This is a genomic window from Methanothermococcus jasoni (assembly GCF_049075655.1).
Taxonomy (GTDB): domain Archaea; phylum AGJL01; class Methanococci; order Methanococcales; family Methanococcaceae; genus Methanofervidicoccus.
In genome coordinates, this window is the sequence record NZ_CP157522.1 from 1 (window position 1) to 17,714 (window position 17,714).

Annotated in this window: 15 protein-coding genes; 11 read left to right on the top strand and 4 right to left on the bottom strand. The window is 32.9% G+C overall.

All coding sequences use genetic code 11. The annotated features are described in order from the left end of the window. From dapB to Mjas_RS00050, 10 genes are all read left to right on the top strand, one after another. Positions 1–819: a 4-hydroxy-tetrahydrodipicolinate reductase gene (gene dapB, locus Mjas_RS00005; RefSeq protein ID WP_421077759.1), complete on the top strand. Its 819-nt coding sequence runs from the start codon at positions 1–3 to the stop codon at positions 817–819. 70 nt (positions 820–889) lie between these two features. After that, the gene (trmY, locus tag Mjas_RS00010) at positions 890–1,519 is read left to right on the top strand and encodes a tRNA (pseudouridine(54)-N(1))-methyltransferase TrmY (protein WP_421077760.1); all 630 of its coding nucleotides are present in this window, start codon (positions 890–892) and stop codon (positions 1,517–1,519) included. Between the two features lie 113 nt (positions 1,520–1,632). After that, the gene (locus tag Mjas_RS00015) at positions 1,633–2,082 is read left to right on the top strand and encodes a chemotaxis protein CheW (protein ID WP_421077761.1); all 450 of its coding nucleotides are present in this window, start codon (positions 1,633–1,635) and stop codon (positions 2,080–2,082) included. Positions 2,083–2,120: 38 nt separating this feature from the next. Beyond that, positions 2,121–3,236 (top strand): protein-glutamate methylesterase/protein-glutamine glutaminase, encoded by a 1,116-nt coding sequence (locus Mjas_RS00020; protein WP_421077762.1) that lies wholly within the window; start codon positions 2,121–2,123, stop codon positions 3,234–3,236. Positions 3,237–3,238: 2 nt separating this feature from the next. Then, the gene (locus Mjas_RS00025; RefSeq protein ID WP_421077763.1) at positions 3,239–6,145 is read left to right on the top strand and encodes a chemotaxis protein CheW; all 2,907 of its coding nucleotides are present in this window, start codon (positions 3,239–3,241) and stop codon (positions 6,143–6,145) included. Positions 6,146–6,154: 9 nt separating this feature from the next. Next, entirely contained in the window at positions 6,155–6,619 is a 465-nt protein-coding gene (locus Mjas_RS00030) for a chemotaxis protein CheD (RefSeq protein ID WP_421077764.1), read from the top strand. Positions 6,620–6,630: 11 nt separating this feature from the next. Continuing rightward, positions 6,631–8,067 carry a methyl-accepting chemotaxis protein gene (locus Mjas_RS00035; RefSeq protein WP_421077765.1) on the top strand — a complete coding sequence of 479 codons (1,437 nt, stop codon included), beginning with the start codon at positions 6,631–6,633 and terminating at the stop codon, positions 8,065–8,067. Positions 8,068–8,636: 569 nt separating this feature from the next. Continuing rightward, positions 8,637–10,469, top strand: a complete 1,833-nt coding sequence (locus Mjas_RS00040; protein ID WP_421077766.1) for a methyl-accepting chemotaxis protein — start codon at positions 8,637–8,639, stop codon at positions 10,467–10,469. A gap of 373 nt (positions 10,470–10,842) precedes the next feature. After that, a complete protein-coding gene (locus tag Mjas_RS00045) occupies positions 10,843–13,038 on the top strand; it encodes a methyl-accepting chemotaxis protein (RefSeq protein ID WP_421077767.1) in 2,196 nt (731 codons plus the stop codon). Between the two features lie 36 nt (positions 13,039–13,074). Further along, positions 13,075–13,896: a CheR family methyltransferase gene (locus Mjas_RS00050; RefSeq protein ID WP_421077768.1), complete on the top strand. Its 822-nt coding sequence runs from the start codon at positions 13,075–13,077 to the stop codon at positions 13,894–13,896. Positions 13,897–13,937: 41 nt separating this feature from the next. Here Mjas_RS00050 and Mjas_RS00055 read toward each other — a convergent pair whose 3' ends face one another. The 4 genes from Mjas_RS00055 to Mjas_RS00070 all read right to left on the bottom strand — a co-directional run bounded on the left by Mjas_RS00055 (position 13,938) and on the right by Mjas_RS00070 (position 16,893). Beyond that, positions 13,938–14,543: a chemotaxis protein CheC gene (locus tag Mjas_RS00055; RefSeq protein WP_421077769.1), complete on the bottom strand. Its 606-nt coding sequence runs from the start codon at positions 14,541–14,543 to the stop codon at positions 13,938–13,940. 59 nt (positions 14,544–14,602) lie between these two features. Continuing rightward, positions 14,603–15,319: a chemotaxis protein CheC gene (locus Mjas_RS00060; RefSeq protein WP_421077770.1), complete on the bottom strand. Its 717-nt coding sequence runs from the start codon at positions 15,317–15,319 to the stop codon at positions 14,603–14,605. A gap of 39 nt (positions 15,320–15,358) precedes the next feature. Next, positions 15,359–15,730, bottom strand: a complete 372-nt coding sequence (locus tag Mjas_RS00065; protein WP_421077771.1) for a response regulator — start codon at positions 15,728–15,730, stop codon at positions 15,359–15,361. A 107-nt stretch (positions 15,731–15,837) separates the two neighbouring features. After that, a complete protein-coding gene (locus Mjas_RS00070) occupies positions 15,838–16,893 on the bottom strand; it encodes a CheF family chemotaxis protein (RefSeq protein ID WP_421077772.1) in 1,056 nt (351 codons plus the stop codon). A 271-nt stretch (positions 16,894–17,164) separates the two neighbouring features. Between Mjas_RS00070 and Mjas_RS00075 the strand changes: the two genes are divergently transcribed. Beyond that, positions 17,165–17,662 carry a UPF0254 family protein gene (locus Mjas_RS00075; RefSeq protein WP_421077773.1) on the top strand — a complete coding sequence of 166 codons (498 nt, stop codon included), beginning with the start codon at positions 17,165–17,167 and terminating at the stop codon, positions 17,660–17,662. The last annotated feature ends 52 nt before the right edge of the window (positions 17,663–17,714 follow it).

Consider the following 17,714-nt stretch of genomic DNA (forward strand, 5'->3'; position numbering starts at 1 on the left):
ATGATAAAAGTGGCCATTACAGGAGCTCTCGGAAGAATGGGAAGTAATATAATAAAAACACTGTGTGAAAATCCAGAGGAGTTTAAGGTAGTTGCAGCAATAGATGTGCCAAACCATCCAAAAAAAGGAATGGATATTGGAGAGTTAATAGGGCTAGGGAATATAGACGTTCCTTTGGAAACATCCGATAATTTGGACAGTGTCTTAAAGGAAACAAAACCCGATGTTTTGATTGATTTTACTGCTCCTGCACCATGTGTAAATACTGTTAAAATAGCTTCATCAAATGGTATTAACTTAGTAATTGGAACCACAGGATTTACAGAAGAACAAAGAAAAGAAATGGAAGAAGCTATTAATGAGAATAAGGTTGCAGCAGTAATCTCCCAAAATTACGCAATAGGTGTAAATATATTCTTCAAAACATTGGAATTTTTGGCAAAAAAACTTGGAGATTACGACATTGAAATTGTTGAAATGCACCATAGATTTAAAAAGGATGCTCCAAGTGGAACTGCACTGAGAGCCGCAGAGGTTATTCAAAACAACCTAAACAGAGATTCAAAATTAATATACGGTAGAGAAGGACTTGTTGGAGAAAGAACCAAAGAAGAGATATGTATTCACGCACTTAGAGGTGGAGATGTAGTTGGAGACCATACTGTAATATTTGCAGGTGATGGAGAAAGATTAGAGCTCACCCATAAAGCAAGTAGCAGACAAGCATTTGTGCATGGAGTAGTTTTGGCAGCTAAATTCATTTCGCAGAAAAAAGAAGGAATATATAATACATTTGATGTTTTAGGTCTCAATGAATAAGGATTCATTATTTAACATGTTTAACATGTTATTTCACTATTATTTTTTTATACGCATATATGGTGAAAATTTGAGAGAATTCATATTAAAAGCAAATAAGGCAATAACCTCAGGAGATGTTAATTTAAAAGACCTCCCGGGAAGTTGCGGTAGGTTAGATTTAGTATGCAGATGTGTTAGCAGTGCATTTTTTCTTTCCCATGATTTAAGAAGGGATACTGTGTTTTACTCAGTTCATTATGGGAATCCAAGTCCGCCAGTAGCATTAAAATTTATGGGCTCTGAATTAAAAAGAGTTAGTCCTGATGAAAGAGGTATTGCCATTTTTATAAAAAAGGCACTAGAAAAAGAACACCTAAGTATTTGGAAAGAAAGTACACCCGGGATTTATCACGCTAAAAAAGAATTTAGAGATATCATATTGGAAAGAAATAAAGAAGGAAAAAAAATTTTTTATCTCCATAAAGATGGGAAGCCTATTGAAGAATTGTTTAACCCTGCCCAATATAAAAAAGACGTTGTTTTTGTGTTAGGAGACCATATGGGCATTGGAGAAGAGGATGAGAACTTTTTAGATGAGATTGGAGCAGAAAGGGTTTCAATCTCCCCATTAGAATTGCATGCAAACCATTGCATTGTCATTGTCCACAATATTATGGACAAAATTGAATGTTTACATGTTTCCAATAATATTAATTAGATTTATTTCCATAATAATTATTATAATTTTTAAAAAAATTTCTTAACGATAACATTGTGCTTAAATTTAATAGGTTAATAACCTATGCTAATGTCAGTTTTGAGGTGATATGTATGAATGATGTGCCAAAAGTTGTTGTTTTTAAACTCTCTTCAAATGAGTATGGATTAAAAGTGGATGAAGTTAGAGAAGTTTTAAAACTTCAAGATATTACTGCGTTACCCAACAGTCCTGATTATGTTGTTGGTGTTACAAATATTAGGGGTGAAATCACTCCAATTATCGATTTGAGAAAAAAGTTAAATATATATGGCAATTTCGAAGAAAATGATGCCAATAATAAAGAAATGTTGGTCATGGTGATAGAGATTGAGGGAGTCCCTGTGGGTATTTTAGTAGATGCGGTCAATGACGTCCTGCAAATATCCAACGATCAAATTGAAAATTTGGGGGAAATAGGGAGAAACATGAGTGGAGAGTACATTGAAGGGATAGCAAAAATAGAAAATAGATTGATAATATTACTAAATATCAATAATCTTATAAACCCACAGGAATTATAACATATATAACATATTTGTAAAGCCAAAGGAGGGATATTATGAAAAAGATAAAAGTATTGGTGGTAGATGACTCTGCATTCATGAGAAAAATGGTTTCAGATATATTAAGTTCCGATAATGATATTGAGGTAGTAGGGAATGCAAAAGATGGTGTGGAGGCTGTCGAGCTCACTCAAAAATTGAGCCCAGATGTAATTACAATGGACGTGGAAATGCCCAGAATGAATGGACTTGAAGCTGTTAAAAAAATAATGGAAATAAAACCTACTCCAATATTGATGCTATCTGCATTAACGAAAAAGGGAGCTGTGGAGACCCTTGAAGCCCTAGAATATGGTGCAGTTGATTTTATTCAAAAACCCTCAGGAACTATTTCATTAGATATTAGGAAAATAGGGGAGGAGTTAATAAACAAGGTAAAATCGGCTTCAAGGGCATATGTTAGAAGAAGGGTAGCCACACCTCAAAGACGTGAAAGAATTGGAGGAATTAGAGGAACACATGATGTTGAGGAAACTCATGAAAAACCTATATCAGGAGTTAATGTTGAAATACCAACTGAGAAACTTAAAAATTCGGCGGTCATAATAGGTTCATCAACAGGTGGTCCACCAATAGTTTCAGAAATCATATCTAAACTCCCAAAAAACATGCCTCCTATATTTGTAGTTCAACACATGCCAAAAGGATTTACAAAAATGTTTGCAAGCAGATTAGATGCAGGGTCAGTGCTAACTGTAAAAGAAGCTCAGGATGGGGAGTTGGTAAAACCAGGACATGTCTATGTAGCACCGGGCGATTGTCAGATGCTACTGAGAAAAAGAGGGAATGACACATATATAAAATTGGACAGTCAGATGCCAAAGGTTCATGGAACAAAACCTTCGGTGGATGTTACTGCTGAATATGTATCAAAAATATATGGTAAAAACACAGTAGGTGTAATTTTAACCGGAATTGGTCGAGACGGAGCATATGGGCTGAGTCTAATAAAGAAAAAAGGTGGGAAAATAATAGCCCAAAATGAAGAGACCTGTGTAGTTTTTGGTATGCCAAAAGCTGTTATTGAAATGAACATTGCAGACGCAATATTGCCCACATCAAAAATACCTGAAGCTATTGTAAAATTTGTTAAAGATATAGTAGGGGGATGAAAATGGATGATATGGAACAATATAAGGAATTATTCATGGCTGAAGCTACGGAACATCTCGAGTCCTTGAATCAAAACATGGTTGAACTTGAAAAAAATCCAGAAAATAAAGATATTATAAATTTAATATTCAGGTCTGCACATACATTGAAGGGTTCAGCAAGAACTCTTGGGTTTGAGGATATATCCTCCCTTACCCATCATATGGAAGATATATTGGATTATGTTAGGGATGACAAGATTCCCGTAACTTCTGAGATTATGGATTTGTTATTTGACTGTCTTGATGCTCTTGAAACTATGGTCAATGAAATTGAGGAGGATGTTGATACCACATCTGTTGATGTTGATAGCATAATTAATGAAATAAAAAGATTAAAAGATAAATATCTTGGTGGAGGAGGAGCTCCCGCGGCAGATGCGCCACAAAGTAGTAGTAGTTCAGATGAAAAACAGGGTGAAGAAAAAGAAGAAACGGTTGAGTCCAGCGTTACTAAAAGTACTAAATCTATTGTAAGTGTCATATTAAAAGAACCAGAAACTACGGTAAAAATCAAAAAAACAGCTGTAAATGAAGGAGAAAATTTAGACGAAAAAAATTATGAGGAAATAAAAAAACCAAAAAATCTTAATGAAATCCTTGAACAAATGAGTAAATCTGTCGAAGTTCTTAAAATAGTTGCTGATGCTCTTAGCTATGATGATTTGAAAGAAACCTTGGCAAAGATAAATGATTTAGTTAATCATGTCATGGCTGAAGATATTGTATTTAATAAATCAGTTATGGAAGCATTAAAGTATTCACTAGATGCAATGGAAAAAATTGCAAAATCAGTTGAAGAAAATGGAAGTATTGATGAATTGGATATAGATTTATCTGAATTAAATGAAAAAATAGATAATGCAATAACTATTAAAGAGGAACAGCGGAGCTCACCTGAAATTACTGAGGAAGAATATGAGGTTGTTTTAGACCATTCCAAGTTTGATTTAAATAAACATGCCGACCACTTAAAGGAAATGATAGATAAAGGTTATAAGTTATACCATTTAAAATCCAAAACCTCAGAAGATTGTGATTTAAAATCTGTTAGGTTATCTATGTTAGTATCCAATATAAAAAAAATCGGGGAAGTTTTAATTTCAACCCCTAGTGAAGAAGAAATTAAGGAAAAAAGCTACGATGAACTTGAAATTATTTTTCTGTCCGATAAACAGTTAGACGAGATAATGAAAATTCTCGACACAGTATGTGAAATGGAATATATTGCAATATCCCCAGTGGACATAGAGTTTAAAATTGAAGAAATAGAGGAAGAAGTAAAAACAGATGACAAGACCAGCGACGATGGTGGTGGTGATGATAATGAAGCAAGTGATGATAGACTAAAAGACGCGTATAAATTAAAAATAATAATTGATAATGAATGTATTTTGAAATCTGTTCGAGCATATATGGCCATAAAAGAACTTGAAAATATGGGAGAAATAATTAAAACAGAGCCCCCTTATGAGAAACTTCGAGATGGTGAATTTGAAGATAACGAGATTATAGTATATATAATATCAAATAATGAAGGGGATGATTTAAAAGAAGCAGTATTTAATATCCCAGAAATAAAAGAAGTCATTGTAGAAGCCCCTGAATATTTAAAGGAACAATCAAGTGAGAAAAAAACATCTGAATCACGTGGAAAAAATATTGCTTCCACCAAATCAAAAACCTCAAAGAAGAAGCCTTCTGAAAAATCAGGAGAAAAGAAGACATCAACTCAAACTGTAAGAATAAATATTGAAAAATTAGACAAACTTATGAATTTAGTTGGTGAATTAGTTATAAATAGGGCAAATTTTACCCAGATTGCAAACAACTATAATATTAAAGAACTACACAATGCTGTGAATAGACTTAATATGCTTGCTACTGAGCTCCAAGAAGAAGTTATGGCTATGAGAATGATACCAGTATCTTTTATATTTAACAGGTTTCCTAGAACTGTGAGGGATACTGCAAAAGCACTTAATAAAGAGGTTGAATTAATAATCGAAGGTTCAGATATTGAACTTGATAGGACCGTATTGGATGAGCTCGCGGAACCCTTGACACATATTATTAGAAACTCATTAGACCACGGTATCGAAACTCCAGAAGAGAGGGAGAAGAAAGGAAAACCTAGAAAGGGAACTCTAAAATTAATAGCTACAAGAGAAAGAAATCATGTGCTTATCACAATTGAAGATGATGGTAAAGGAATAGACCCTGAAATTATAAGGAGGAAAGCTGTGGAAAAAGGAGTTGTATCAGAAGATGAAGTCAATAAATTATCTGATCATGAAGTCATTAATCTTGTATTTTTGCCAGGATTTAGTACTGCTGAAAAAGTTTCAGATGTTTCTGGAAGGGGAGTTGGAATGGATGTTGTAAAATCTAAAATAGAGTCTCTTGGAGGTAGTGTATCATTATACTCCGAAAAAGAAAAAGGCACAAAGATAATACTTCAATTACCTTTAACAATGGCAATTATTCTCGTATTATTAATTAAATTAAGGGACCAAGTTTATGCAATACCATTAACAAGTGTTTTAGATGTCACCCATGTTAGAAAAGACGATATAACAAATTTAGAAGGTCAGGATGCTATCATATACAGGGACCATATACTGCCAGTAGTTTGGTTAAAGGATATACTCAATGACTATTCCTACGGGGAGCCTGAAGAAGAAGTTTATGTGGTAGTCATAGAACGAAACAAAGGAAAATTGGGCGTGGTAGTTGACGATGTACTTGGAAGGGAAGAAATTGTTGTTAAACCACTTACTGGCATTTTGAAAAATATTCATGGTCTTGCAGGAGCCACAATATTGGGTGATGGAAGGGTAGCACTCATACTGGATTTAAACAATGCATAGGTTGGTAGTATGGTAATAAAAGTTAAAATGGGTGGTTTTGAGGTTTCAAAAAGTCCTGAGGTTCTTGAAACATTGTTAGGTTCTTGTGTGGCTATAATGCTCTATGATATGGGTAAGAGGGTTGGAGGAATGGCACATATAATGCTTCCAGAAACAAGGGATATGAACACTAGAATGCCTGGAAAATACGCCAATACTGCTGTTCCAGCACTAATAACCAGCATGGTAGTTCTTGGAGCAAGACCTAATAAGCTTAGAGCAAAGTTAGCTGGTGGTGCAGCAATGTTCAAATCCAAGTCTAAGGCTATTGATGTAGGGGCAAAAAACGTGGAAGCAGCCAGACAGAACTTAAAAAAGCATGGAATAAGAGTAATAGGCGAGGATGTAGGGGGCACATCCGGTAGGACGGTTAAATTCTTCCTCAAAGATGGAAAAGTGATTAGTATACATAAGGGTCGTGAAAAAATTATTTAATGGTGAAATACATGGTATTCAGCCTATCAATAGGGAGTTTAATATCAAAATCAGATAAGAACAATTTGATTGAAAAAATATGTGAGATTGTAAGTATAGATGCCAACATAGTAAAGAATAATCCTGAAGAATTAATTAAAAGAATTGAAAATTTGTGCGAAAATGAAAAACGTTTTGAAGAGTATAAAAAAGAAACCTTAAAAGTATTTAAGGAACTTAATGAACTTGCAGAGAAGTTGGAAAAAGGAGATCTAACCGTTAGAGCTAATGAAGAGGGTAAATGGAATAAATTCCAAAAATCCTTAAATCGGGCGTTAGATGGTATTTCAAATTCGATTGAAAGTCTAAAGGCACAAATAAATACCCTAAATAATGAACTCGAAAGTATAAAAGATGGAATCGAAAGAGCAAAGGAAACCTCAGACCAGGTGGCAGATGCAGCTTCACAGGTTGCTACAGCAGCAACTGACCAATCTACAAAATTACAGGATGTTTCACAGGATTTAGAAAGCACAGGAGAAGTTGCTGATAATGTTTACAATGCAGCAGTGGAAGCTGTGGAAGCAGCAAATGAAATTGAAAATAATTCAGAAACTGGAGTTAAGAAGGTAGAAAATGCAATAGACACCATGCAGAGAATAGCAAACGTAATAGACGACTTGGGAAGAGCCATCCAAGGACTTGGAGATGAGAGTAAGAAAATCAACGAAGTTACTGTATTGATTAAGGATATTGCTGAACAGACTGGATTATTAGCACTAAACGCTTCTATTGAAGCTGCAAGAGCTGGAGAAGCTGGAAAAGGATTTGCAGTTGTTGCAAGTGAAATTAAATCACTTGCAGAAGAGATTGGAAAATCTGTTGATGATATAAACAAAACAATCACTGGAATACAGGGTCAGGTTGAAAAGACCATTGATTTGGGATTAACCGGTAAGGATGAAGTTGATAAAGGAGTTGTAGCAATAGATGAGGTAAATAATGCATTTATGAAAATTAAAGAAAGTGTAGATAAGGCAGCTGAAAAGATAAATGCAATGAAAGAAGGTGCTAAACAGGCATCCGAGAACGTGCAGCAGGCTTTAAGAAATGTTCAGGATATCGCTTCAATATCCGAAGAGTTTGCTGCAACAGCTGAAGAATTAACAGCAAGTGCGGAAGAACAAAATAGAGCGATTGAAGATATAGACACATCTATTGAGGAGTTTGATGAGATTTCACGAACGATTTCAAAAAATATTGATGTATTTAGGTCTAATCCAAATGAATGTGTGAATTTACCTAAATGTCCATATATTCATAACCCAAATCTTGACCCAAAAATTGCGGAGGAGTTGAAAAACAAATATTGTAAAGGGGATTATACTCTTTGTGAAAGATATAAATTAAAATCTTCTGGAAAACCAGTCCCTGAGGATTTATCCCCTGACGGAAAAACATACATATAATACACACAATTTTAAATCATAAGTTTCATATAGTCTTATTTTTTAATTATTTTTTATTCTAATATATTCAAACGATATAGTTTTATCAAACAAAAAATATATAAAAATGTTATTGGAGAAAATAATACCCCTTAATTTTCATCTTAAATTCCCTTTTCTTTTTTTATATTTGAAAATATAAAAAAACTATCTTTACAACATATATTTCCTCTTTTTCGTCGTTAATTTTTCCTAATATCTAATTAGAAGTGCAATTGCACAACTACATACATAAAAATATTATATAGTTGATATTTGTAAAATATATATGTGGTATTTTACGATAAACCGCCGAGAAAGCCAACGATTTTAATCGTTGGATGATAGGCGGACATCATATTTTTTATATACTCCATTTCTACATAATATATGAGTGTAATTAGAATAATAGCATATATAAATTTGGTGAATTCCATGCAAGTAACCAGAGTGCTGACAATAAACCTAACCAGAAGTTTAAAATATAAGTGCATGACTTAACATCCAAATAGATTACATTATTGCTTAAAATATATGTGGAGAGGGTAAATATGCTTAAAAAAATATCTGTAAAGACCAAAATTTTATCCTCCATAGCAATTTTGGTCCTTATTATTATTGGGATGTCTTCAACAGTAATAATGGTTCATAAAAGTATGAAAGACGACGGACATGTGATTAACCTTGCAGGAAAACAGAGAATGTTAGTCCAAAAGATGACAAAAGAGGCATTTATGATAAATGCCGGAAATGAAAATAGTAGAAAAGACTTAAAAGAAACTTCCGAACTATTCGATAAAACTCTAAATGGTTTGATATCAGGTAATGAAGAAATGGGTCTTCCACCTGCTCCCGATGAAGTTAAACCGCAGCTTCTTAAAGTAAAGCAATTGTGGGACCCATTCTATGAGAAAATAAAAATAATATATACAAAAAATCCTGATGATCCAGAGTTTAAAGAGGCATTAAACTACCTAAATGAACACAATATGGAATTATTAGCTGAGATGAATAAGGCAGTTATGCTGTACAGTGACTTGTATAATAAAAAAGTTGAATTTGCAAATAATATGTCAATAGCAGCTACTGTATTGGCGCTGTTGCTCGGTATTGTCTCAATAATCATTGTAAAGGAAACAGTTTTAAAACATCTCGATGAGCTTAGAAGGATATTGGGTGAATTGGCAAATCATAATTATGATGTAAAACCTGAAATAGAGTTTAATGGAGATGAGATTGGAGAATTATTCAACAATGTCAACCGAATAATCAAAAACTTAAATGAAGATATGAAAAAACAGAAAGAGGATAAAAAAGCACTATCGCAAACATTTAAAGAAATCACAGATGTAATGACAAAAGTGGCAAATGGAGATTTAACTGCAAGAATGGACGAAAATAGGGAGCATAATAAACTTCAAAAAATCATAAATACTGCAATAAGTAATGTACAAACCCTGACAAAAGAACTAAAATCTCAAATAATCAACTTAAACAGGGAAATAGAATCATTAAAAGATGGAATCGAAAGAGCAAAGGAAACTTCAGACCAGGTGGCAGATGCAGCTTCACAGGTTGCTACAGCAGCAACTGACCAATCTACAAAATTACAGGATGTTTCACAAGACTTGGAAAACACAGGAGAAGTTGCTGATAATGTTTACAATGCAGCTGTGGAAGCTGTGGAATCAGCGAATGAAATTGAGGAGAATTCAGAAACTGGAGTTAAGAAAGTAGAAAATGCAATAGACACCATGCAGAGAATAGCAAACGTAATAGACAACTTAGGAAGAGCCATCCAAGGGCTCGGAGATGAGAGCAAGAAAATCAACGAAGTTACGGTACTCATCAAGGATATTGCTGAACAAACTGGATTATTGGCTTTAAACGCTTCTATTGAAGCGGCAAGAGCAGGAGAGGCTGGAAAAGGATTTGCAGTTGTTGCAAGTGAAATTAAATCACTTGCAGAAGAGATTGGAAAATCTGTTGATGATATAAACAAAACAATCACTGGAATACAGGGTCAGGTTGAAAAGACCATTGATTTGGGATTAACTGGTAAAGATGAAGTTGATAAAGGAGTTGTAGCAATAGATGAGGTAAATAATGCATTTATGAAAATTAAAGAAAGTGTAGATAAAACAGCTGAAAAGATAATTGCAATGAAAGAAGGTGCGAAACAGGCGTCAGATAATGTACAGCAGGCTTTAAGAAACGTTCAGGATATCGCTTCAATATCCGAAGAGTTTGCTGCAACAGCTGAAGAATTAACAGCAAGTGCAGAAGAACAAAATAGAATCATGGATGAAATAAGCAATGCAACTGAAAAAATAGCAGATGTTTCAGAGAACGTATCTGAATCAGTCAATAAATTTAAAGTTTAATCGGAGTGAGTGAAGCAAGCGAAGAGTGTAAAATTGCTTCGCAATTTTAATTTTTCCTTCGCTTACGCTCGAAATTGCACAAATTCTAATTCTTTTTTCTTTTTTTAGGTTTAAAAATAGTAATTTAAGAAAAACCTGTCTTTACAGGCGCATACTATTATGAAACTTATGATGTAGTTTGAATGGGTCCTGAGGTACCTACCGCATCTATTTTTTCATCACTAATTTTCCCAATATCTAAATTTAAAGGGGAGTGCAATTACATAATCACATGCATAAAAATTATTATATATGCCTTTCAATAAAAATAAAATTACTGTTTTCTCATTTGTGAAATAGAAATAATTTTAACGAAAATATGAGGGATGAGCTCATGAAATTCAATATAAAATCCATAGGGAAAAAGATTACACTACTGTGTGTATTTACGGCTGTTGTTTCGCTATTAATTTGTAGCACAGCCACAATACATGAAACGTCACAATTTGGAGATAATTTGCTATTAGATAATCTAAATGAAAACATGCAAATTATGGAGCATGTAATTTCCGGAAAATTAGATAGATTGAGCGATATTGGTTCAAATAAAGCAAAAATAATAGCAGATATTGGAATAAATGATACAGAAAGTTTGAAATATCAAGCTAAATTGGCTAAAAATGCCGCAGGAGCTGATTTTGCAATAATTACCGATAAAAATGGAAATGTAATTGCCGATTCAAATGGCAAAAGTGTAGGTTCGAAAGTTTGTTATCCAATAGCATCTAAGGCCATATCAGGTAAAATTATAAAAGGTTTTGAAATAATAGACGCAGAAAGCATGGAAAAAGAAGGACTTTCAAATCTTCAAGTTGGAGGGGAAAAAAGAGGGCTGGCATTAGTTTATGCTCAACCATTGAAAGACAGCAATGGCAATACTGTTGGGTCATTATTGTTAGCTGATGTTCTAAATAATGATTATAATATTGTAGATACTGTAAGTTCAGACAATTCAGTTGCTACCATATTCTTAGACAACCTAAGGGTTTCCACAAGTGTTGTAAAAGATGGAAAAAGAGCCATAGGAACTGTTGCATCTGATGCGGTATATGATGTCGTTAAGGATGGAGAAGAATATGTTGGAGATGCCGATGTGGTTGGCATACCTATGAAAACACTTTATAAACCTATAAAAGATGATGATGGCAAAGTTATTGGAATGATTTTCATAGGAACTCCCAAAAGTGCTTTAATTAATAGTTTAAACAACATCAAACTCATGACAGCAGGTATTGTGATTTTAGCCATAATAATAAGTATTGTCATTTCCACAATGGTTGGTAGAACCATCACAAGACCTATTAGGGAACTTATGGAAATCGCAGGAGAGGTTGCAAAAGGAAACTACGATGTTAGTGTAAATATAAAAAGTGAAGATGAAATTGGAGAATTGGCCAAATCATTCAATAAAATGATTAAAGATATAAAAAATCATATTGAAACACAAAAACAGAATAATAAAACTATGAACCTATTGTTCAAAGAAATCACAGATACAATGACCAAAGTGGCAAATGGAGATTTAACTGTAAGAATGGACGAAAATGGGGAGTACGCCAAACTTCAAAAAACCATCAATACTGCAATAAGTAATGTACAAACCCTGACAAAAGAACTAAAATCTCAAATAATCAACTTAAACAGGGAAATAGAATCATTAAAAGATGGAATCGAAAGAGCAAAGGAAACTTCAGACCAGGTGGCAGATGCAGCTTCACAGGTTGCTACAGCAGCAACTGACCAATCTACAAAATTACAGGATGTTTCACAAGACTTGGAAAACACAGGAGAAGTTGCTGATAATGTTTACAATGCAGCTGTGGAAGCTGTGGAATCAGCGAATGAAATTGAGGAGAATTCAGAAACTGGAGTTAAGAAAGTAGAAAATGCAATAGACACCATGCAGAGAATAGCAAACGTAATAGACAACTTAGGAAGAGCCATCCAAGGGCTCGGAGATGAGAGCAAGAAAATCAACGAAGTTACGGTACTCATCAAGGATATTGCTGAACAAACTGGATTATTGGCTTTAAACGCTTCTATTGAAGCGGCAAGAGCAGGAGAGGCTGGAAAAGGATTTGCAGTTGTTGCAAGTGAAATTAAATCACTTGCAGAAGAGATTGGAAAATCTGTTGATGATATAAACAAAACAATCACTGGAATACAGGGTCAGGTTGAAAAGACCATTGATTTGGGATTAACTGGTAAAGATGAAGTTGATAAAGGAGTTGTAGCAATAGATGAGGTAAATAATGCATTTATGAAAATTAAAGAAAGTGTAGATAAAACAGCTGAAAAGATAATTGCAATGAAAGAAGGTGCGAAACAGGCGTCAGATAATGTACAGCAGGCTTTAAGAAACGTTCAGGATATCGCTTCAATATCCGAAGAGTTTGCTGCAACAGCTGAAGAATTAACAGCAAGTGCAGAAGAACAAAATAGAATCATGGATGAAATAAGCAATGCAACTGAAAAAATAGCAGATGTTTCAGAGAACGTATCTGAATCAGTCAATAAATTTAAAGTTTAAATATATATTTTTTCTAATATTTATTTTGGTGATACTATGGATAATAATGATATATATTTCAATAAAATAATGAGAGAAATTAAACTAAAATTAAAAATCAATATAGAACAATATAAAGAAGCATATATTAAAAGAAGAATTGCAGTCAGAATGAGAGCATGTAAATGTAAAACATATAGAGAATATTATGAATATCTGATTAAAAACAATCCTGACGAATATAAAAAATTAGAAAATACATTAACTGTAAATGTTACAGAATTTTGGAGAGATAGAACGGTTTATAAAGAGATAACCAACATACTTGAAAACATGATTTCCGATAAAACTACAAGGTCCATACGTATATGGAGTGCAGGATGTTCATCAGGGGAAGAACCCTATGGTATTGCAATAATAATAGACAAACTCCTTGAAAAATATAATAGAAGATTTATGAGAGTTTCAATTACTGGAACTGACATAGATAAAAAAATACTAGAAAGAGCTAAAAAAGGTATATATATTAATAAACAGCTAAAAAATATGGATTCAGCAACAATATCAAAATATTTTCATAAGTTAAATGAGCAAGAATATCAAATTAAAGAACAGGTAAAAAAATATGTTCAATTTAAACAGCATGATTTAATAAAGCAGCCTCCTTTAAAACATATGGATATGATTCTTTGTAGAAATGTTATAATATATTTTGATAAACAACTTCAAGAAAAGCTATTTTTAAAATTCTACGAAGGTCTTAATAAAGAGGGGTATTTGATTCTCGGAAAAACGGAAATATTGCACGGGGAAGCTAGAGACCTTTTCAAACCCGTAAACCACAGAGAAAGAATTTACCAAAAAAAACATAAATCCTAAAAAATAATATATTAATAATTTTTTTATTTGATAAACAAAACTTATAGTTTATCAAGGTTTTCAATAGTGTCTGCACTAATTAAAACCAAAATATTGCAATTTATAGGGAATTTTCCCACAATATCTATTTTATTATCAAATACAAGAGAAATATCCAAATCCTCTTCCATTTCAACAATTAATGATTCAACTACTGAAAATCCACTATCTTTAATAAATTCAGGGGTTGTAATATTTATTTCATCATTTAAAGCATTTGCAAAAACATTTAAAAACGCAGCTACCACGATATTTGCCACCTCATTCACTAGGGAAACCTCCATTTCAGAATAATCTGGTAAATCTGATCTATTTACCAAACTGTCCCAGAGAATATCAAGGAGGAGGAGTTTCTCCAATCTCACGGCGTCTTCTTCTGGCAACATCATTAAAGTCCTACCTGAAAGCACTCCATTAAAATCGATACGAACAATTTTACAGGTCTCATCTCCAAACTGTTCGGGTAAATGCTCCACAGGTACAAATCGTGTCCCTAAAAACTGAACTTCAGCATTTTCCCCAGTTAATTCACTAAACGTCTTAGCAATATTCGCTGATGCATCTCGTCCTATATTTGTTATTTTTCTCATCGATTCTAAAATACTCATTAATAACCCCCCTGACTTTAATTTATTTAATTTTACAGGTTGTTTATTAGATTATTAGATTATAATTTTTGAAATAACACATTTATTGAATCTGAAGGCATCACAATCAATACTTCAAACCCAGAACCAATTCCATGGGAAAAGAGCTCAGACTTGAATGTCAATACTATATCGTTATCACCCACCTTACAACTTTTAAATACTTTTTCAATTATCTCCTTTTCGGAGCCCTTGATAAAGTATGGTGGGGTCATACTTAACGAGGTATTTATAAAATTAGCGAGGGTATCCACATAAGCAGATATAAGTAAATTGCAAGTCTCATTAATAGCAGAAATCTTCATTTCATTAAAATCATCTTCATCATCATCCATGCCCATTTCTGCAAGCATGGATTTTGACAATTTTAACGCAGACTCTTCTGAAAATATTAAAACACCTATTCCAGTTATATCTCCACTAAATTTAATACCTGTAAATATCTTATAATCATCTTTAATTTCTTCTTTAATTTCGGAAGGGGTAGTAAGTACGACATTAACTACTCCAACCTCCACAGGATTTCCAGTCATATCGGTTATAAAGCCAGCAGCTTTTTCAGCAGCAGACTTTCCAATTTCTTCAATCCTACTTAATTCATTTACACGAAAGTTTTTTATAAAATTAGACTTTTCAGATGACATTTTTTCATCCATTGCTTTCATCTCTTCGTTGATTATGCTCTGCATTATAGTATTCCATGAATTAGGCGATATACATACATTGCCAATTTTCATAATAACCCTTTTAAAATTTATAATTAAAATATATAAATATTATGAGAATAATTTATTAAGTTGTTCGAGGATTTTTGGGGCTTGAAAAGGCTTAACTATATATCCATCTGCACCCGCATCTATGGCTTCAATCATCTTTTTCTCCTGGTCAACTGATGTACACATTACTATCTTTATATCTGGAAACTCCTTTTTTATTTCTCTAGTAGCCTCTATCCCAGTGAGCTCCGGCATTACAATATCCATGGTAATTAAATTAGGTTTTAATTCTCTTGCTTTTTCGATGGCTTCCTTACCATTTGATGCTTCCCCTACCACAACATATTTGTTTGTTGTAGATAGAATCTTTTTTAAGATATTTCTCATAAATGCAGAGTCATCAACTACTAGTGTTCTTACAATATCAGACATTGTTTCACCCAAATTTAGTTTTTACATCATTACTATCGTCCATATAATATATATTATTTTGTAATATATATTTTTATGTAGTATCATGTATTTATATCTATGTTTCCTTAGAAGTTCGATATGATATAATTGGTAATTGCCCTACCTTTTTCAGTTAATTCTGTTTCTTTTCTTATCCTTATTAAATCAAGAAATCCCTTATCAATTAATTTTTCCAATACTTTCTCAACTTCATCCACATCTAATCCCATCATAGAGGGTAATTCAAGAGATGATATCCCCGTGTATAATGCAGCCAATATTTCTTGCTCTTCTGGATCTAACTGTTCGACTTCGCTTTTTATCCTATCCCCGCTCCAACTTTCAGACGCCAATTGTGATTTCAATTCATCTTCTGTTTTTGGTAATAATTTCTTAACTGAATTGGCATATCTTGTTAGGGTTGCGATATACCTTAAAACAAATAGACGTTCTTTTTGCGGAATATATATGTATGAAGTCATAGTTTCTCCGCCCTTTATCTGTTTTATTTCAAGAACTTCCAGTTCTTTATCACCATCAATAGTTTTATTTTCTATATCCACAGACTCTATGTTATTAAACAAATTATAAACTTTTGGCTTTCCTCCTGTTGTTACAGCCACTGCTAGAACTTGTTCATTAACTACTGAGACTCCTTTTTTTACAGGTTTTTGTGCAAACACCAAGAATCCATCTTCCCACGTTACTGAGGTATCAACAGAACCTCCCTTAATAATACCATATTGCACTTTTACTTCTTTTTTATTTAGCAATACATAAAAAAGCTTTTTTAAAAATGTATTTACCAGCGTTTTTCCATATAATGATGTCTCCGGTGCAAATCCAATTATATCCTTATCACTATCTGGAAGTCTTATTGTAATTGAAGAATAATGAGATATATCTTCCAAGGAAGCCTTTGCAATCTCTATGGCTCTCCTAGGTAGTTCAGCCCCCAAATCCTCTATATATTCAATGTTAGCTTCAATTTTCTTATTGCCGAAATTAAATTCAATTTTATCAGTAAATAAAGTTATTTGAATCTTATTCCATTTTGTAAATGGATCTCTTAATGTATATGGATTAACAATAATACCCTTACCCTCAAATCTAGCAATCTCTTTAGATTTGGATTTTGCCATAAAAATCACTCTCTTTTTCTTTTAATTACATATGGAGTTTTAATTTCGTAAAACCGCGCGCTTTTAAATTTTGCACTTACATTGCAAAACGGTTTATATCATAAATACCTCTGGATGTATGATTTAAATAAAGTTTTATCTATATCTGCCATTATTAGATTGAATTTTTTATACCATCATGTTTATCACATAGGTTATTATCATATAATTAATTTAAATATTATGCATAAATTATATTTATAAATTTCCACCATATACTATTGGTGATTATATGTTATCAATAGCCACAGCAGAGTGCTTTACACATGGGAAAATAGGAACCATAATACATAAAATTGCCTCTGGATATGATGAAGTTAAAGAACATCCATATTATAATTACATCAATGGAAATGTATATGTAATGGCTTCAATGTTTATTCCATTGAGATACAGTGCCGAGAAACTTTTAAATATCAACCTACCTGACCCAGATTATAAATACAAGTATGCAAAGGCATACTCTGAAAAGAATGACTTAAAAGTGGCATATTTAATGGCGAAAGGTATTAAAGACATTTTAAATTGTGACATGGCAATAGGGACCACAGCAGGCGTTGGAAGGGGAGGGATATGTATTTTAACAGATAAAAATGAATACCTATTTACAACAGATGTTTATGGAGACCTTATAAATAGAAAGAACATAATTGAGAGACAAAAAAATGGCGTTGAAAAAACACTTGATAAGTTTATTGAAATTTTAAAAAAGGAATATGGAATTATGTAGCAGGAATGCCAATATATAATAAATATTATTAACCATATTATATCATAATTAA